The organism is Falsigemmobacter faecalis, assembly GCF_003863335.1.
GTDB classification, from domain to species: Bacteria; Pseudomonadota; Alphaproteobacteria; order Rhodobacterales; family Rhodobacteraceae; genus Wagnerdoeblera; species Wagnerdoeblera faecalis.
In genome coordinates, this window is record NZ_RRAZ01000029.1 from 1 (window position 1) to 17,987 (window position 17,987).

Consider the following 17,987-nt stretch of genomic DNA (forward strand, 5'->3'; position numbering starts at 1 on the left):
AGGCCGTTCAGGGTCTTCAGCCGGCGGGCGTAGTTATAGGCGGCCATGTCGTCGCCGGGATGCGCCCTGAGTTGCTGATGATCCTGATAATGGAAGCGCTTGACGTTCAGCAGGAAAACGATCCCCCGGCTCGGTTTCTGATCTGCTTCACCGTCTTTGATCGTTCGGTTCATCCGCTCGACCTGACCGTTTGTCGGGAAAACCAACCGCAGGGTATTTGATCCCCCGGATCAAATGCTTGCCCTGCTCATACCCGGACTGTTTTCTGATTCTCCAAACTCCAGGGGTGGTTGGGCTTCGTCAGCCGATGCTCGATACCATGCGCTTCGCAGATCATGTCGAAGCGCATGGGGCGGGACCAGACCTGGTTTCTGTTGCGCGGCTGATCTGCGAATTGGATCCCCTTCGCCATTGGGCTTGAGCCAATGGCGCCTCAATGGCGCAGTCAGTGAGGAGGGTGTGGATCCGATATGGCACGGCCTTGAGGAGATGTTCGAGGAACTCCCAGGCGGTTTTCCGATCGGCTTTGTCGACCAGTTGGGTCACCGCGAACCTGCTGGTTCTGTCAATGCCCACAAAGAGATACAGCCAATCGTCGGGCAAACGATCCCCTGGATCGTTTGCTGATCCTCCTCATACCTCCGCCGTTTGCACCTCGGCTATGTCGATGTGGAAGAAGCCGATCAGGGTGCGCTTGAACTTCTGCCGCCTGGGCTTATCGCCGCTGACATCCTCCAGCTTTGAGATCCCGTGGCGCTGCAAACACCGATGAAGTGCCGATCTGCTGAGATGCGGGATGCCGGGCTGGAGGGCATAGAGACAGTCGTCCAGCGGAAGAAGAGTGTGGCGTCGGAAGGCCACCACAATAGCCTCTTCTCCCTCGGTCAGAACGGTCGAACGGGGCTCCTTTGGCCCCGTTTTCTGATCTTCAACCGATGCTCGCTTATGCCATTTGGCGACTGTCCTGGAGTTTATTCCGAGCTCCCGGCTCAACTCCGCGAGCACTCAAGCCTGCCGTTGAGCCGATGGCGGGCAAGCCCTCAGTATTGCTGCTCTGACGGCGTGCCCTCGCCATGGTCACTCGAATCAGTGGCATGCCATGGCTCGATCGTGGCGCTTCCATGACGAATTTGTCCCATAGGACATCCTTCCATTCCCTTGAAAAGATCTCACCATCAAACCGTGGGATCAAACACCTAAGGTTTCCCCCCAGACCACCTGACACCCCCCGTATCGCATGATCGCTGGCGGGCAGGCCCGTTTCATTGCAACAGCACGAGGAAAGCCGGATCCTTCGGGCCGCCCAATCCCCGGGGCCCCTCGGGATGCGCCAAACCCCGCCTGCCTCGCTGCGCCAGCGCGGGACTCAGTTGATTTTCAGTCGCGCTGTCCGCAGTCTTTCCCTGACGACATCTGACCGGAGGAGGGCAGGATGAACTGCTACACAGGCTCGCTGATCGCCGTGCCTCTGACCAGCAGGGCGGCTTATCTTGAATTGAGCAGGGCGTCCTGGCCACTGATCCGAAAGCAGGGCGCAAGGCGCATTGTTGAGGCCTGGGGCGTGGATATCCCGAAAGGCAAAATTAACGATCTGCCCGGTGCTGTGCAGGCGACTGAAGAGGAGGCCGTGGCCTTTTCCTTCGTCGAATGGCCTGACGCCGCCACCGCTGCCACTGCCTGGGAGGCGATGGCCGCAGATCCCGCTATGGCCGCGCTTCCTGAGATGCCCTTTGACGGCAGCCGCATGATTATGGGCACTTTTGAGGCCATTCTCACCGCGGGGACGGACCGCGGGATGGGCTGGCTTCAGGGCTTTGTGCTTGCGGTGCCGGAGAGTGCAAAGGCGCGCTATACCGCCCTTGCCCGCCGGGTCTGGGAGGAGGAGTTCCGCCCCAATGGCTGTCTGGGCACCGTTGAGACCTGGGGCCGCGATGTCCCGCATGGACAAAAGACCGATTTCTGGCGCGCCACTCTGGCCAGGCCCGGTGAGGTGCCGCTGTTCAGCTGGACCGCCTGGGCGGACCGCGAAACCTGCGATGCTGCGACCTCTGCCATGTCCTCGGGCAACGGCGAAGAGCGCTATGGAGAGATGCCCTTTGATCCGCAGCGGATGATCTGGGGCGGCTTTGAGGTGATCTACGATTCCGACCGCGGCTGAAGGCACGCGGCCCGTGCAAAAGGAGGCGTCAATGGGCTTTCAGGGCACACCCTGCTGGTATGAACTCGGCACCCCGGATCCGGAGGCGGCGGCAAAGTTTTACAGCCGTCTTTTGGGCTGGCAGATCAGCGACAGCGGGATGACGGGCATTGACTACCGCCTTGCGCGCAGCGGTGAGGACACGGTGGCCGGCCTGATGCCCCTCGCAGAGCGACCCGACAGCCCGCCGCAGTGGCTCATCTATTTCGCGGCGGAGGATTGTGACCGCAGCGCCGCAGCGCTCACCCAGGCCGGCGGGCAGATCCTGCAGGCCCCGGCAGATATCCCCGGCACCGGCCGCTTTGCCGTGGTGCGCGATCCGCAGGGTGCCCGATTTGGCCTCCTGCAGCCTGATATGAGCAATATGTCCGAAAGCGACCGCGCAAAGGCCGAGGCCGGTCGCGGGGCTTTCAGCGCGGGCGCATCGGGCCATGCGCAGTGGAATGAGCTGATGAGCGCTGATCCGGAGGCGGCCTTTCGCTTTTACACCGGGCTCTTTGGCTGGACGCGGGGAGAAGCCATGCCAATGGGCGAGGCGGGCGACTATCAGCTTTTCCGCCATGAGGGTCGCGATATCGGTGCCATGATGGGCCTTGATGAGGCTCCGGCCTCTGTCTGGCTGCCCTATTTTGGCAGCGATCTTCCGATAACGAAGGCGATTGAGGTCATCCGCGCAGAAGGCGGGCAGGTGCATCACGGCCCGATGGAAGTGCCCGGCCCCGCCTTTATCGCTGTGGCGCAGGATCCTCAGGGGGCCTGGTTTGCCCTGATCGGCAAAGACAAATAGCCGGGGGTGCCCCCGGCAAGGACATCAGCAGAGAGCGCGCCATGCCCAAAAACACCATCTGCCTCTGGTTTGACCACGACGCCGAAGAGGCCGCGCGGTTTTACGCAGAGGTCTTTCCCGACAGCCGCGTGACGGCGGTGCATCATGCCCCTGCGGATTACCCTTCCGGCCTGGCCGGAGATGTGCTGACGGTAGAATTCACCGTCGCGGGCCTGCCCTGCATTGGCCTGAACGGCGGCCCGGTCTTTCGCCACAGCGAGGCCTTTTCCTTTCAGATCGCCACGGACAGTCAGGAAGAAACCGACCGCTACTGGCAGGCGATCATCGGAAACGGTGGCGAGGAAAGCGACTGCGGCTGGTGCCGGGATCGCTGGGGGCTGTCCTGGCAGATCACCCCCAGGGTGCTGACTGAGGCTCTGGCCCGCGGCGGCGCAGAGGCCCGGCGCGCTTTTACCGCCATGATGCGCATGAAAAAGATCGACGTCGCGGCGATTGAAGCCGCCGTGCGGGGCTGAGCGACCCCGGTGGGGCGCAGCCGCTGCCTGAAAGAATGGCACTCTGCCTGACGCGCAGGTGCTGCGGTGGCCACACCCGTCCTGAAACTGCTTCATAAGGTGAGAGAGCCGTCGCAAAAGCGCCGTCACTCGCCTAAGCCCGGAGGGCCTTTCTTTCGGGACCGACCCTGCCATGACGCCGCTCCTTTATCTCTCCTCTGCTGCGATCGCCGCCCTGCGTCCTGATCCGCAGCTTGCCCGCGATGCGGTGGCGCAGGCCTTTCGCCTGAAGGCCGAAGGCCGCACGCGGATGGCGCCAAAAACCGCCGTGGCACTGCAGGGCAGCGATGTGGCCATGGCCATGGTGGGGATGCTGGAAGCGCCCGGGCTGGCGGGGGTGAAATGGGTGGGGGTCTGCCCGGGGAACCCGGCAGCGGGGCTTGCCGCCATCAACGGGGTGATCGTGCTGAGCGATGCGGCCACGGGCCTGCCGCGCGCGATCCTTGATGCGGGCTGGATCACCGCCACCCGCACCGCCGCCTGCACCGGGGTTGCCGCCGTGCATCTGGCCGATCCCCAAAGCGAAAGCGCGGGCTTTATCGGCTGCGGGCTGCAGGCCCATGCCAATCTGGATGCGCTTTTGCTGGCGCTGCCGGGGCTGCAGCGGGTGCGGATCTTCGGGCGCGGTGCCGCCTCTCGTGACGCTTTTGCCGCAAGGGTGCACGAGCTTGGCCTGCGGGCCGAAATGGCACCAACACCGGAAGCGGCCGTGCGGGAGATGGATGTGGTGGTCAGTTCTGTCCCGCCTGCCCCGCAGCTTCAGCCCTTTCTCGATCCGCGCTGGCTGACGAAGCGCGCCTTTGTCTCGGCGGTCGATCTGGGGCGCAGCTGGCATCAGGCACCCTGGCGCGCGGCCTTTGATCTTGTGGTGACCGATGACACCGACCAAAGCAAAGCGCTGATCGAACAGGGCAAACTTCTGGACGGCGGCCCCTTTGACGGCGAGATAGGTGATCTGCTGACCGCCCGGCTGAGCCCCCCGGACGGACGCCGCGCGCTGCTCTTTGCCGGGACGCCGCTTTGCGATCTCGCGCTTGCCGCGCGGATTGAGGCGCTGGCCCGCGAAGCCGGGCTCGGGATGGAGCTTCCGCGATGAGCCCGCATCCGGCGCGCCCCGATGTCATTATCGCCGGGGCAGGCATCATCGGCGTGGCCCTGGCGCTTGAGCTGCGCCTGCGCGGGCGCGAGGTTCTGCTGATCGATCCGGCCCCGCCCTGTGATGCCGCCTCCCGCGTCAATGCGGGCGTGCTGTCGCCGGGCTCGGTGCTGCCGCTGTCGGGGCCGGGCCTCTGGCGGGCGCTGCCGCGCTATCTGACCCGGCGCGATCCGGGGCTGCGCTTCGCTTTGCGCGATCTTCCGGGCCTCAGCCCCTGGCTGATCCGCTTTCTGGCCCGCGCCAATGCCCGCAGCGTCACCGATACCGCCGGGGCCCTGGCCCCCCTGACCGCGGCGGCCAGCGCCGCGCATCTGCGGCTGGCGGATCTGTCCGGCGCGGGCAGCCATTTCCGCGCCACCGGCTGGACCAAACTCTACCGCAGCCCCCCGGGCGCGGCTCAGGAAGGCGAGATGCGCCTGATGGAGCGGCTGGGCATCCCGGTGCACCGCCTCTCACGCGAGGCGGTGCAGGCGCTGGAGCCGGATCTGGCCCCGGTCTATGCGGGCGCGCTGCACTATCACAGCGCCCTCTCCGTCGACAGCCCGCAGGAGGTCGGCCTGAGCTATTTCCGGCAGTATCAACGCCTTGGCGGGGCCTTCCTTCAGGCGGCCCTGACACAGCTTCACCGCGAGGGCGAGGCCTGGGTGCTGCGCACAGGCGCGGGCGAGATCCGCAGTAAAGCGGTGGTGATTGCCGCCGGAGCCTGGAGTGCGGCCCTTTTGCGCCCGCTGGGGCTGAAGCTTCCCATGGTGGCCGAGCGCGGCTGGTCGGCCCATCTGCCGCAGGGCACGCTGCGGTTGTCGCGGCCGGTTTATGACGTGGCGCGCGGCTTTGTCATGACCCCGATGCGCGAGGGGATCCGGGTCTCCAGCGGGGTAGAGCTGACCCTGCCCGGCCGGGCAGCGGATCTGAGCCAGATCACCGCCGCGCTGGAGGGTGCAAGGCAGGTGCTGGGGATCACGGCTGCCGCCACCACAGCGCCGCGCAGCGGGATGCGCCCCTCGCTGCCGGACGGGCTTCCGGCGATCGGGCGGGCGGCGCGGCTCAGCAATCTCTGGGTGGCGACCGGGCATGCCCATATCGGCTTTGCCACCTCAGCGATCACCGCACAGATGATCGCGGCGGACATGGCCGGAGAGACCCCGCCGGTGCCCATGGCCCGCTTTGCGCCGGACCGCTTTTAGCCCTTCTTCGGGGCTGGTGCGGGCGGCTCAAGCGTGGTCTGCACAAAGGCCACGATATCGCGGGCCGGACGCGCGCCCGCCAGACGGCCCATCTCTTTGCCGCGGTGATAAAGGATCAGCAGCGGAATGCCCTGAATGCGCGAGCGCGTGGCGATGGCCGGGTGATCCTGGGTGTTCAGCTTGGCCAGCCGCACCCAGGGCGCCAGACTTTTGGCCGCGCGCAGAAACTCCGGCGCCATGGTCCGGCAGGGACCGCACCAGGGCGCCCAGTAATCCACCAGGATCGGCACTTCATCATTGCGGATCGCCTTGTCATGCGAGACCGGATCAAGCTCCGCCACGCCCCCGGTGATCAGGGGATCCCCGCAAGTTCCGCAGCGCGGCTTGCCGGGCAGTTTCTCAACCGCCAGCCTGTTAATCTGACGGCAGGTCAGACAGGTGATTTTTGCCTGCTCCATTGCGCTTTCTCCGATCCCCGCTAACACAGGATTGACCGAGCCCTGCCCGCAATGCCAGAGGGTTGCAACCGGCCGGGGAAACAAAACCGTGTAACCGGCAAAAGTCTGCGCGAGAGTGCTGAAAAGGACCGTCATGACACGACCCCAGGCCACGCTGATCGGAACCACTGCCATCCTGCTCTGGGCCTCGCTGGCGGCCCTCACGGTGCTGTCGCAGCCGGTTCCGGCCATGCTGCTGAATGCGCTGACCTTCGGGATCGGCGGCGTGCTGGGCATGGGCTGGCTGATCGTCTCGGGCTCGCTGGGCAAGCTGCGCGGGATCAGCCTGTCGGCGCTGGCTTTCGGGACAGCAGGTCTGTTCGGCTATCACGCGCTTTACGTCTCAGCTCTGCGGCTGGCGGCCCCGGTGGAGGCGAGCCTGATCAATTATCTCTGGCCGCTGTTCATCGTGCTGCTCTCAGGGCTGCTGCCGGGAGAGCGGCTGAAGCGCGGGCATATCCTCGGGGCGCTGCTGGGCTTTGCCGGCGCGGTGCTGATCGTCGTCACCCGCGCGCCATCAGAGGCGCAGCCGGGGGCGGCGCTTGGCCTGCTGCTGGCCTTTCTGGCGGCGATCACCTGGGCGCTTTATTCGCTCGGCTCGCGCCGCATGGCCGGGGTGCCGACAGAGGCGGTGGCGCTTTACTGCCTTGGGACGGCGGTGCTTTCGGCCCTGCTGCACCTGGGCTTTGAAGACACCGCCTGGCCCGCCGACAGCACCGGCTGGATTGCGGTGGCGGTGCTCGGTGCCGGTCCGGTGGGGCTGGCCTTCTACGTCTGGGATATCGGCGTGAAGCGCGGCGATATCCAGCTGCTGGGCGTTGCCTCTTATGCCGCACCGCTGCTGACCACCTTTGGCCTGTGGCTGACCGGCCAGGTAGAGCTGACGGCCATGGTGGGGCTTGCCGCCTGTCTCATCACGCTCGGCGCGGTCATTGCAGCCCGCGCCGGGCGTAAGCCGCGTCAGGGCGCGGTGGCCGCAAAAGAGGGCCGCGCCGCCTGAGCGTCAAACCAGGCCGCCAGCTCCGGGCGGGCCTCACGCCAGCCGCGCGCCGCATGGCGCAGATCCAGATAGCCAAGCGCCGCAAGCACCGCGATCTGGCCGATGCCGAAGGGCCCGTGCAGATGCGCCATCCAGCGCTCTTCCAGCGCGGCGAGGGCGCGGTCGATCTTCACCCACTGCGCCTCGACAAACTCGGGCACATGTTTGTCTTCCGGGCGCAGACGCCCCTCATAGACCATCAAAAGCGCCGCATCGAGGATGCCATCTGCCGTCGCCTCCAGGGTCAGCGCCTCCCAAAGCGTCTCGCCTTCGGGATAAAGGCCGCCCTTCGCGCGGGCGTCGAGATAGCGGGTGATCACGCGGCTGTCGTAAAGCGCCGGCCCCTCCGGGCGCTCCAGCGCCGGAACCTTGCCAAGCGGGTTCGAGGCGGCCGGCCGCGCCGCCGTCTCATAGGGCGTACCGCCCGAGGTCACCAGCTCCACCTGCGCCAGCTGGCCGGTTTCATGCAGCACCGTCATAACTTTACGCACATAAGGCGAGGTCGGAGAGTAGAAGAGACGCATGGCAGTCCTCTGAGTGGCACGGGCGGGACGAAAAACCCCCGCCGTGGTTACGGCGGGGGTATGATGGCAGGCCCTGCGACAGGTGCAAGCGGCCTCAGCCGTATTTTGCAACCGGCGTCCCGGCCAGCGCCGCGATGTTCAGCAGCCCGCGCGAGGTGACCGAGGGCGTCACGATATGCGCCCGGTTGCCCATGCCCATGAGAATCGGCCCGACTTCCAGACCATCACCGCGGGTTTTCAGAATGTTGCGCACGCCCGAAGCCGCATCGGTCGACCCAAACACCAGCACATTGGCGGCACCTTCCATCCGCCCCGAGGGGAAGACCCGGCCCCGCAGATCCGGATCCAGCGCCAGATCGACCGTCATCTCGCCCTCATATTCAAAGTCGAGCGACATGGCATCCAGCAGCGCCATAGCTTCGCGCATCCGCAGACCCGAAGAGGTATTCAGGTTGCCAAACTGCGACGACGAGCAGAGCGCGATTTTCGGCGTGATACCAAAGCGGCGCACGTGGCGCGCGGCCCCGATGACAATATCCGCAAGCTGCGCCGGGGTCGGCTCGGCATGGGCCTGAGTATCGGCGATGAACAGCGGCCCCTGATCCTGGATCATCAGACTAAGCGCGCCAACCGGGCGCAGCCCGTCGCGGGCCAGCACTTCCTGGACGTATTTCAGATGCCAGAGATATTGCCCGAAAGCGCCGCAGATCAGGCTGTCCGCCTCGCCGCGATGGACCATGACGGCACCGATGGCGGTGGTATTGGTGCGCAGCACCGCGCGGGCGGTGTCGGGGGTGACGCCGCGCCGCTCCATCAACCGGTGATAGGTTTCCCAGTAATCGCGGTAGCGGCTGTCGCTTTGCGGGTTCACGATCTCAAAATCGCGGTCCGGACGGATCGGCAGACCGGCGCGCTCACAGCGCAAGGCGATGACATCGGGGCGACCGATCAGGATCGGCACCTCGGTGGTTTCCTCAAGGATCGCCTGGGCCGCGCGGATCACCCGCTCATCCTCACCTTCCGCAAAGACGATGCGGCGCGAGGCGGTGCGGGCGGCCTCAAAGACCGGGCGCATAATCATCGACGAGCGGAAGACCGAGCCATCAAGCTTGTGCTTATACTCCGCCACATCCGCCAGCGGACGCTTGGCCACGCCGGTCCGCATCGCGGCTTCGGCCACGGCGGTGGCGATCACCCCCATGAGGCGCGGATCAAAAGGCTTCGGGATCAGATAGTTCGGCCCAAATGTCATCTGCTCACCGTGATAGGCGGCAGCGGCCTCAGCCGAAGTGGTGGCGCGGGCCAGCTGGGCAATGCCTTCGATACAGGCAAGCTGCATCTCATCATTGATCTCACTTGCGCCTACGTCCAAAGCGCCCCGGAAGATGAAGGGGAAGCACAGAACGTTGTTCACCTGGTTCGGGAAATCCGAGCGCCCGGTGGCCATAATCGCATCCGGCGCCACTTCGCGCACCAGATCGGGCAGGATTTCCGGGGTCGGGTTTGCCAGCGCAAAGATGATCGGCTGCGGCGCCATCAACTTTACCATGTCCTGGGTCAGAACGCCCGGACCCGAAAGGCCAAGGAACATATCGGCACCCGCGATCACCTCGCCAAGGTTGCGCGGACCACCCGGCTGCGCATAGGCGGCCTTATGGGGGTTCATATCCTCTTTGCGGCCCTCATAGACCAGACCATGAAGATCACAAAGCCAGACGTTTTCGCGCTTCACGCCCAGTTTCAGCAGCATGTTCAGACAGGCAATGCCCGCAGCACCACCGCCGGTGGAGACCAGCTTGATATCTTCAAAGCGCTTGCCCGAGACATGCAGCGCATTGGTCGCCGCAGCGCCCACCACAATGGCGGTGCCGTGCTGGTCATCATGAAAGACCGGAATGCCCATCCGCTCGCGGCAGATCTTTTCCACGATAAAGCAGTCGGGGGCCTTGATGTCTTCAAGGTTGATCGCCCCGAAGCTCGGCTCAAGGGCGCAGACGATCTCGGCCAGTTTATAGGGGTCGTTCTCATTCACCTCGATATCGAAGCAGTCGATATTGGCGAATTTCTTGAAGAGAACCGCCTTGCCCTCCATCACCGGCTTCGAGGCCAGCGCGCCGATATTGCCAAGGCCCAGAACGGCGGTGCCGTTGGAGACCACCGCCACCAGGTTGCCGCGCGAGGTATAGCGCGCCGCGGTCGAGGGATCGGCCTTAATTTCAAGGCAGGCCTCTGCGACGCCCGGCGAATAGGCGCGGGCCAGGTCGCGGCCGGTGGCCAGGGGCTTGGTCGCGCGGATCTCAAGTTTGCCCGGCCGGGGAAACTCATGATAGTCCAGCGCCGCCTGGCGGAGATTTTCGTGGCGATTTTCTTCCATAGCCCCCTCCGGAGATTTTGTTTAAGGCTAAACTATATTCAGGCAGGGGTGTATATCGAATTTCCGACAGGTTCTTCCGCAAAAGCGTGAAGTTTACGTGAACGCCACAGGGTTACGCAGCGTCCGTCGGCCCCGCCCAGCGCGCAAGCGCCTCTTCATCGGCATCCTTTGCCGCGACCCAGGATTTCCCGCTGCCGCTGACTTCCTTTTTCCAGAACGGCGCGCGGGATTTCAGGTAATCCATCAGAAATTCAGCCGCTTCAAAGGCCGCCACCCGGTGCCGTGCCGCCGTGACCACCATCATAATCACTTCGCCCGGGCGCAGGGGCCCGTGACGGTGGATGACCAAAGCCGCCTCCAGATCCCAGCGGGCCATGGCCTCAGCACGGATCTGTTCCAGCGCCTTTTCGGTCATGCCGGGATAATGCTCAATCTCCATGACGCTGAGGCCGCCCTCAACATCACGCACCACGCCGGAAAAACTGACGATCGCACCCGAGGCAGAGACCCCGGCGGAAAAGGCGTTCAGCTCAGCGCCCGGATCGAAGGCTTCGGCCTGCACCCGCACCGACATGGCTCAGCCCCCCGTCATCGGCGGGAAAAAGGCCACCTCGCGCACACCGCTCAGCGGCGCGTGAAATTCAGAGAGTTCCTGATCCAGCGCGACCCGAAGCGCCGTCAGGTCCGAAAAGGCCAGCGCATAGCGCGGCTCGCGGGCGGCGAGTTCCGCCACCAGGTCCGCCACCGTTGCTGCCTCCGTCTCCACCCGCTCCCGCGCCTCACCGATGCGTTCGCGCACCCAGGCAAAATAGAGCAGATCGAGCGTCATTGCGGATCGTCTTTCAGATAGGGCGCAGCCTTGCGCAGATAGTCAAAACCGGTGATCGCGGTCAGAATGGCCGCCAGCCAGATAAGGGCCAGACCCGCCCAATTGGCAAGGGCCGCATAGCTGAGGCCCGGGGGCACTTCGCCCTCACCCGCGACCGGGCTTTGCCCGGCCTCCAGATAGGCCAGACCGGTGGCCAGAAACAGCACCGCAATCGCCACCATCTGCGCCGTGGTCTTCCACTTCGCCAGCCGCGTGACCTTCAGAAGTGAGGATTTTGCGCCGAGATATTCCCTGAGGCCCGAGACAAAGACCTCCCGGAAGAGGATCACCGCCGCCGGAAGGATCAGCCAGGGGTTCATGCCGGAATAGCCGGTGATCACCATGATCGCGATCACCACCATGGCCTTATCCGCAATGGGATCGAGCATGGCGCCGTAGCGGCTTTCCTGCTTCCAGGCCCGCGCCAGATAGCCGTCGACAAAGTCGGTCAGCGCGGCGGTCACAAAAAGTGCCAGCGCCAGCCAGTCGGCCCAGGGGCGGTTAAAATAAAGGAACATCACCGCTACGCCGGGGGCGGCGAGCAGGCGCAGGGTCGTCAGAATGTTAGGAACCGTCCACCGCATGGCACAGGGATAGCCCAAGCAACACGGAACGGGAAGGGGGCCTGACGCCCCCCTGCGGGATTTCAGCGCAGAACGTGAACCGAGCATTGCGCATGACGCACCACACGCGCAGCGGTTGAGCCAAGAAAATAGTCCTGCAGCCCCGGACGGTGCGAGGCGATCACGATGCAGTCATGGGCATCGGCCTCTGCCACATCGAGGATGGTCTGCGCCGCATGGCCGGCCCGCACCTCAACGCTGACGCCCTGCCCTGCGAATTCGGCCTCAAGCGCCTCTTTCGCATCGGTCAGATTGCGCTGCAGCTGATCCTGCGGAAGATATTGCGAGACATAGGTCGGGATCTCGGCCAGCACGGTCAGCAGAGTGATCCTGCCGCCCTCCGCGCAAAGCACCCGCGCCGCCGCCATCGAGGAGGCAATGGTGGTTTCATGGTCCTGAATGACGGGGACGAGAATATTTTTATACATCATCAGCTCCTGTTTACGGATCCTTCATAGCAGATCCGCTAAAGACTGACTTTGATCGGGATCAAAGCGCGCGGGAACCACCCGCGCGTGCAGAAGCCTTCAGCCCGCAGCGTCGCTTTGTGCCAGACGCGCCGCACCGATCAGTGCCGCCTGAGTGCGGTTCTTCGCGCCCAGCTTCACGCAGACAGAGCGCATATGGGTTTTGATGGTGATCTCGGTCAGATCCATTTCGCGGGCAATCTCTTTGTTGGAAAGCCCCTCACAAAGATAGCGCAGCACCCGCGTCTCCTGGGGCGTCAGCCCCGGCAGAACGACCGCCGCCGCATCGCGGTCATAGTCCGGCGGCAGCCAGACGCCGCCTTCGGCCACTTCAAGAAGCGCCTCAGCCAGCTGCGCGGGCGACAGGGTCTTCGGCACAAAGCCCCGCGCGCCGCCCTGCAATGCCTGATCGACGGTGCTGCGCGCGACATTGCCGGACATCACCACCACAGCGCCGCCTTCATTGGCAGCCACTACTTCGGCCACGCCGCTCAGCCCGTTCATCCCCGGCATCACGAAATCCAGCAGCACCACATCAAAGGTGCCCTGGCTGCGGATCGCCGCAAGGCTTTCCTCCAGCGTGGCGGCGGTGGTCATGGCAAAGCCGCCTCGGGCATTCAGAAGCGCGACAAGCGTGTCCCGCAGCAGCAGATGATCATCCGCCACCAGCAGTGATATCACAGCCATCCCGCACTTCCTTCCTCACGCCCCGATTGCAACACTTTAACGGCACAGGCCTCAGGTTCAACCCCGGGGGCATAATTCATTCGGCGCTCTCGCTCCGCATGAAACGCACCAGCTGCTGCGTGGAGCCGTCGATACCGTCATCGCGGGTGTCGCCCGACAGCATCGGCTCAAGGGTCAGGGCAAGTTCCTTGCCCAATTCGACCCCCCACTGATCGAAGCTGTTGATGCCCAGAAGCACCCCCTCCACAAAGACCCGATGCTCATAAAGCGCGAGGATCATGCCAAGGGTAAAGGGCGTCAGCCGGTGATAAGCCAGCATCACAGAGGGACGGTTGCCCGGGAAAACGCGGTGGCGCGCCTGCCGCTCCAGCTCAGCACCGGTCAGACCGGCGGCGGCCATCCGGGCGCGGGCCTCATCAAGGCTGCGACCGGCCATCAGCGCCTTGGCCTGCGCGAGGCAATTGGCGATCAGCTGACGGTGCTGGGCCTGCTGCTCGGGATAACAGCCCCGCGCTGCGACCAGAAACTCGCAGGGGATCACCCGGGTGCCCTGGTGGATCAGCTGATAAAAGGCGTGCTGTCCATTGGTGCCAGGCTCCCCCCAGACCACGGGGCCGCTGTCGCAGGGCAGATCAGAGCCGTCCATGGCGACGCGCTTGCCGTTGCTCTCCATTTCCAGCTGCTGAAGATAGGCCGGAAGCCGCCCAAGCCTTTGATCATAAGGCAAAACTGCGCGGGTCGGATAGCCACAGCCCTGGGCATGCCAGACCCCGCTCAGCGCCAGAAGAACCGGCAGGTTCTGTGCAAAAGGCGTGGTGCGGAAATGGTGGTCCATATGGGCCGCCCCGGCGAGGAACTGGTTGAACCGCTCGGGCCCCACGGCCAGCATCAGGCTGAGCCCGACCGGACCCCAGACCGAATAGCGCCCGCCGATGTAATCGCCAAAGCCAAAGACCCGCTCGGGCGGAATGCCCCATTCCCCGGCCTTATCGGCGGCCGAAGAAATCGCCACCATCTGCGCGGCCGGATCCGCCACCGCCGTCAGCAGCCAGTTCCGCACAATGCGGGCATTGGCCATGGTCTCAGAGGTGGTGAACGTCTTTGAGGCGATCAGCACCAGGGTGCGCGCCGGGTTCATCTCGCTCAGGATCCAGTTGGCATGAGCCGGATCCACATTCGAGAGGTAATGCGTGCGCGGTCCGGTGCGGAAAGGCGACAGCGCAATGCTGGCCATCGCCGGGCCCAGATCCGAGCCGCCGATGCCGATATTGATGATATCCGTAAACCGCCCGCCGGGACCGGAATAGGCCCCGCTGCGCACCGCCTCACAAAGCGCCGCCATCCGTGAACGGGTGGCCTCCATCGCAGCGATATCTGCTTTGGGAAGCGTCGGATCGGGCGTGCCGCGCAGCATGGTGTGCAGCACGGCCCGGCCTTCGGTCTCATTGATGCGCGCGCCGGTGAACATGGCGTCGCGCCGCGCAGCAAGGCCCGACTCCTCCGCCATGCGCAGCAAAAGCGCCATCACCTCATCGTCGATCAGCGTCTTTGAAAAATCAAAGAGCATCTCAGAGTTAATATTGTCATCCCTATAGGGCAGCCGCGCTGAAAAACGCGCCGCGCGGCCCCCCGCTTCAAAAAGATCTTGTATCGAGCTGTCCTTCCGGCTCAGCGCGGCCTGCGATAAATTCCGCCAGGACTGGTCGTTCAGCATAAATCACTCCGCCCAATGGACGGTGGCATTCTCTGCGATTGCCCTCACCGGCGCAAGCTCTGGTGGTAAACCCTTTGAACTCTCAAAGGCTTCGCGTTTGGCGTGTCCCAGGATCACCAGATGAATGTTCATCGCATCGCGCAGCACCGGCAGGCTGAGGGTGATGCGCCCTTCCGGCTGGCCCGGAACGCTCATCTCCATCACCGGCGGAGCGGCGGGCGAAAGCGCCCCGGCAAGCTGCGGCGAGCCGGGAAAAAGGCTGGCAATATGGAGATCTTCGCCCATGCCCAGCACCACCGTGCTCAGCGGCAGACGGGTGGAAACGGCCTCGGCAATCCGCTCAATCCGGCCCGTCTCTCCCGCGGCATGCAGATAAAGCGGCACCACTTTTGCCGCAGAGGCCGCTGCCCGCACCAGCCGTTTGCGCACCTGACCCAGGTTGGAGCGCGGGTGATCTTCCGGCACGCAGCGCTCATCCGTCAGCATGAGGGCGACGTTTTCCCAGTCAAGCTCCACCGCCGACAGCAGATCATAAAGCGGCAGCGGCGTGCTGCCCCCCGCCACCGCAAAGCTCGCGCGCCCGGCAGAGCGTAAGGCCTGCCCCAACTCACCAGCCACCTGATTGGCCAGCGACAAAAACAGCATCTCACGATCGGCGTATTCGATAAATTCCATGTTAATGCAGCTCCCTCCAAACCCGTCCGTCCCGCGCCATCAGCCGGTCTGACGCCAGCGGACCGGAAGTCCCTTCGGCATAGGCCAGCGGGCGGCGCCCCTCATGCGCTGCGATCACCGGATCCGCCCAGCTCCAGGCGGCCTCCACTTCATCGCCGCGCATAAACAGTGTCTGATTTCCGCGGATCACATCCATAATCAGCCGCTCATAGGCGTCGGGCATATCCGCACCCTCCGCCCCCAGCGCTTCGGCAAAGGACATATCGAGCGGCACCCGCACGAGGCGCATGCCACCCGGGCCCGGCTCTTTGATCATGACCTTAAGGTTCATCCCCTCATCCGGCTGCAGCCGGATCACCAAAAGGTTCTCCTGCCAGCCGGAGGCATCATCAAAAATCGTATGCGGCGGCTGTTTGAAGAACACCGCAATCTCTGAGGCCCGTGCCTTCAGCCGCTTGCCGGTGCGCAGATAAAACGGCGTGCCCTTCCAGCGCCAGTTCGAGATATGCACCTTCAGGGCCATGAAACTCTCGGTCCGGCTGTCGGGGTTTCCCGCCTCATCGGAATAAGACAAGCCCTCGCCCGCCTCATACTGGCCGCGCACCACATCTTCCGGGCGCACCGGGTCCAGCGCGCGGATCACCTTCAGCTTTTCATCGCGCACCGCATCAGGATCAAAATGATAGGGCGGCTCCATGGCGATGAGGCACAAAAGCTGCATCATATGGTTCTGGATCATATCGCGCATCGCGCCCGCGCGGTCGTAATAGGCCCCGCGCCCGGCAACCCCCACCGTTTCGGCCACGGTGATCTGAACATGATCAACGTATTGCGCATTCCAGAGCGGCTCAAAAAGAATATTGGCAAAGCGCACCGCCATCAGGTTCTGCACGGTTTCTTTGCCAAGGTAGTGATCGATCCGGTAGATCTGCGTCTCGTCAAAGTGCTGCGCAAGCGTGGCATTCAACTCCCGCGCCGTCTCCAGATCATGGCCGAAGGGCTTTTCCACCACGATGCGGCTGCCCGCATCGGCCACATCATGGGCGCGCAGACGCTCGGCCAGCGGACCGAAAAGATCGGGTGCGACGGAGAAGTAAAACGCCCGCACCACGCCCTCGCGCATCATCGCGGCCAGATCGGACCAGCCGTGATCGCCCCGCGCATCGACGGTGACAAACTCCAGCCGCTCCAGAAAGCCCGCGACTTTTTCAGCCTTCAGCTTGTCTTTCGCGACATGCTGGCTCAGCGCCTTTTCAATCATCGCCTGCCAGTCCGCGCGGGTCATCGGACCCCGTGCTGCGCCAATGATACGGCAGTGCTCTGTGACCTGACCACCCAGATAGCGGCGATAAAGACCTGGTAAAATCTTCCGGCAGGCCAGATCGCCCGTGGCCCCAAAGACCACCAGATCGAACGCTTCAACCGGAATCACACGTGAAACCACAATCGCCCCCTGCCCCTCAGGGGCTTAACCGACAGGCGCCGTCAGACGCCGCAGGGCAGTCTAGCACCGCTCCTGCGACACCGAAAGAAGGCCGCAACCCCGGGGGGCGGAAAACCCCCTTCGGTTGTCAAGCGGATGGAAACGCGGGGAAACGGGGTGAGATACCCTTTCCCGAAGGCAGCCGGCAACCGCCCCTCAGAGGTCCGAAAGCCCCGCGCAAAGGCCCGCAACCATTTTCAACCAATTCGACGGCGCGAGGATGATGCGTAAGCATCCAGCCCCGCAAAAGATTAAAAATTAATCATCAGCAAGATCATGACCCTCTAATTGTCATAAAATCACCCGAAACCTGCAGAAATTGAAACTATCATATTCCCATGCCGGAGATTTCGGGACAAAAGCAATGCAACCAATAATGAAATGGTTGACTCATGCCCGGCACCTCCGATCTGTCCCAAACCCAGGGCGCGAACTTCGCGCTCAATGAACTGCGTCAGCTGATCGCCAGTTCTGCGGCGGGTGGCACCCGGAAGCTGCCGACCGAGCGCGAGCTGACCGCGCAGCTGGGCATCACCCGCCATGCGCTGCGTCAGGCGCTTGAGGTGCTGGAGACCGAGGGGCTGATCTGGCGCCGTCAGGGGGCGGGGACCTGGATCGGCTCACCGCGCAGCAATCTCGAAAGCCAGATCAATGCCACGCTGCCCGGCACCACGGTCGAGGAAGCGATTGAGACCCGCCTGCGCATTGAGCCGCAGCTGGCGCAGCTGGCCGCCCTGCGCGCCACCGGCGATGACGTCGCCCGCATGAAAGAGCTGAACCGGCGCAGCATCGAGGCCTCTGACCCTGAGGCCTGTGAGCTGTGGGACGGCGCCTTTCACCGCCAGATTGCGCTGGCCGCCCGCAACCGGATCCTGCTGTCGCTCTTTGATGTGATGAACCGCATCCGCGAAGAGCCCTTCTGGCAGATGACCCGCGAAAACGCCCGCACCGAGGCTGGCATGACCGAGCAGGTCAATTTCCACCATCTCGCCCTGATTGAGGCCATCGAGGCCCGCGACAGCCAGCGCGCCGGTCAGGCGATGTGTGACCATCTTCTCGACGTTCAGCACCGCTGGCTGCGGCGTCTGAGCCGCGAAAGCCTGGGCATTCCTGCTTTGAATGCCGCCCCGCCCGTCCTTCCGTCCTGAGCCCTGAGGA

Annotated in this window: 18 protein-coding genes and 1 pseudogene; 7 read left to right on the forward strand and 12 right to left on the reverse strand. The window is 64.2% G+C overall.

Annotation, left to right across the window (positions count from 1 at the left end; all coding sequences use genetic code 11):
- Positions 1-1,002: pseudogene (locus EG244_RS16090) on the reverse strand (hypothetical protein); the annotation flags it as partial.
- A gap of 430 nt (positions 1,003-1,432) precedes the next feature.
- Here EG244_RS16090 and EG244_RS16100 point away from each other — a divergent pair.
- The 5 genes from EG244_RS16100 to EG244_RS16120 all read left to right on the forward strand — a co-directional run bounded on the left by EG244_RS16100 (position 1,433) and on the right by EG244_RS16120 (position 5,878).
- Complete coding sequence (locus EG244_RS16100) at positions 1,433-2,158, forward strand: DUF1428 domain-containing protein (RefSeq protein ID WP_124966206.1); 726 nt, start codon at positions 1,433-1,435, stop codon at positions 2,156-2,158.
- Positions 2,159-2,189: 31 nt separating this feature from the next.
- On the forward strand, positions 2,190-2,984 hold the full coding sequence (locus EG244_RS16105) for a VOC family protein (protein ID WP_124966207.1): 795 nt from the start codon (positions 2,190-2,192) through the stop codon (positions 2,982-2,984).
- A 41-nt stretch (positions 2,985-3,025) separates the two neighbouring features.
- Positions 3,026-3,499, forward strand: a complete 474-nt coding sequence (locus EG244_RS16110) for a VOC family protein (protein ID WP_124966208.1) — start codon at positions 3,026-3,028, stop codon at positions 3,497-3,499.
- Between the two features lie 172 nt (positions 3,500-3,671).
- Positions 3,672-4,634: an ornithine cyclodeaminase family protein gene (locus tag EG244_RS16115; protein WP_124966209.1), complete on the forward strand. Its 963-nt coding sequence runs from the start codon at positions 3,672-3,674 to the stop codon at positions 4,632-4,634.
- Positions 4,631-5,878, forward strand: a complete 1,248-nt coding sequence (locus EG244_RS16120; protein ID WP_124966210.1) for an NAD(P)/FAD-dependent oxidoreductase — start codon at positions 4,631-4,633, stop codon at positions 5,876-5,878. The genes EG244_RS16115 and EG244_RS16120 overlap by 4 nt, the downstream gene beginning before the upstream one ends.
- Here EG244_RS16120 and EG244_RS16125 read toward each other — a convergent pair.
- Positions 5,875-6,336, reverse strand: a complete 462-nt coding sequence (locus EG244_RS16125) for a thioredoxin family protein (RefSeq protein ID WP_124966211.1) — start codon at positions 6,334-6,336, stop codon at positions 5,875-5,877. The two genes, EG244_RS16120 and EG244_RS16125, sit on opposite strands and share 4 nt — an antisense overlap.
- A 133-nt stretch (positions 6,337-6,469) precedes the next feature.
- On the opposite strand from EG244_RS16125, the gene yddG reads away from it, so the two are divergent.
- Positions 6,470-7,375: an aromatic amino acid exporter YddG gene (yddG, locus tag EG244_RS16130; RefSeq protein WP_124966212.1), complete on the forward strand. Its 906-nt coding sequence runs from the start codon at positions 6,470-6,472 to the stop codon at positions 7,373-7,375.
- Here yddG and EG244_RS16135 read toward each other — a convergent pair.
- From EG244_RS16135 to zwf, 10 genes are all read right to left on the reverse strand, one after another.
- A complete protein-coding gene (locus EG244_RS16135; protein ID WP_124966213.1) occupies positions 7,336-7,938 on the reverse strand; it encodes a glutathione S-transferase in 603 nt (200 codons plus the stop codon). The two genes, yddG and EG244_RS16135, sit on opposite strands and share 40 nt — an antisense overlap.
- A 94-nt stretch (positions 7,939-8,032) precedes the next feature.
- A complete protein-coding gene (locus EG244_RS16140; RefSeq protein WP_124966214.1) occupies positions 8,033-10,312 on the reverse strand; it encodes an NADP-dependent malic enzyme in 2,280 nt (759 codons plus the stop codon).
- Between the two features lie 112 nt (positions 10,313-10,424).
- A complete protein-coding gene (locus EG244_RS16145; RefSeq protein WP_124966215.1) occupies positions 10,425-10,886 on the reverse strand; it encodes a molybdenum cofactor biosynthesis protein MoaE in 462 nt (153 codons plus the stop codon).
- 3 nt (positions 10,887-10,889) lie between these two features.
- A complete protein-coding gene (gene moaD, locus EG244_RS16150) occupies positions 10,890-11,141 on the reverse strand; it encodes a molybdopterin converting factor subunit 1 (RefSeq protein WP_124966216.1) in 252 nt (83 codons plus the stop codon).
- The gene (pgsA, locus tag EG244_RS16155) at positions 11,138-11,764 is read right to left on the reverse strand and encodes a CDP-diacylglycerol--glycerol-3-phosphate 3-phosphatidyltransferase (protein ID WP_124966217.1); all 627 of its coding nucleotides are present in this window, start codon (positions 11,762-11,764) and stop codon (positions 11,138-11,140) included. Before pgsA ends, moaD begins: the two co-directional genes overlap by 4 nt.
- Before the next feature lie 62 nt (positions 11,765-11,826).
- On the reverse strand, positions 11,827-12,231 hold the full coding sequence (locus tag EG244_RS16160; protein ID WP_124966218.1) for a universal stress protein: 405 nt from the start codon (positions 12,229-12,231) through the stop codon (positions 11,827-11,829).
- 99 nt (positions 12,232-12,330) lie between these two features.
- Entirely contained in the window at positions 12,331-12,957 is a 627-nt protein-coding gene (locus EG244_RS16165) for a response regulator (RefSeq protein WP_124966219.1), read from the reverse strand.
- A 76-nt stretch (positions 12,958-13,033) separates the two neighbouring features.
- On the reverse strand, positions 13,034-14,671 hold the full coding sequence (gene pgi / locus EG244_RS16170) for a glucose-6-phosphate isomerase (protein ID WP_124966220.1): 1,638 nt from the start codon (positions 14,669-14,671) through the stop codon (positions 13,034-13,036).
- 3 nt (positions 14,672-14,674) lie between these two features.
- The gene (gene pgl / locus EG244_RS16175; RefSeq protein ID WP_124966221.1) at positions 14,675-15,346 is read right to left on the reverse strand and encodes a 6-phosphogluconolactonase; all 672 of its coding nucleotides are present in this window, start codon (positions 15,344-15,346) and stop codon (positions 14,675-14,677) included.
- A gap of 1 nt (position 15,347) precedes the next feature.
- Positions 15,348-16,790, reverse strand: coding sequence for a glucose-6-phosphate dehydrogenase (zwf, locus tag EG244_RS16180; protein WP_124966222.1), 1,443 nt, complete (start codon positions 16,788-16,790; stop codon positions 15,348-15,350).
- Positions 16,791-17,221: 431 nt separating this feature from the next.
- Between zwf and EG244_RS16185 the strand changes: the two genes are divergently transcribed.
- A complete protein-coding gene (locus EG244_RS16185) occupies positions 17,222-17,977 on the forward strand; it encodes a FadR/GntR family transcriptional regulator (protein WP_124966223.1) in 756 nt (251 codons plus the stop codon).
- Positions 17,978-17,987 lie beyond the last annotated feature (10 nt).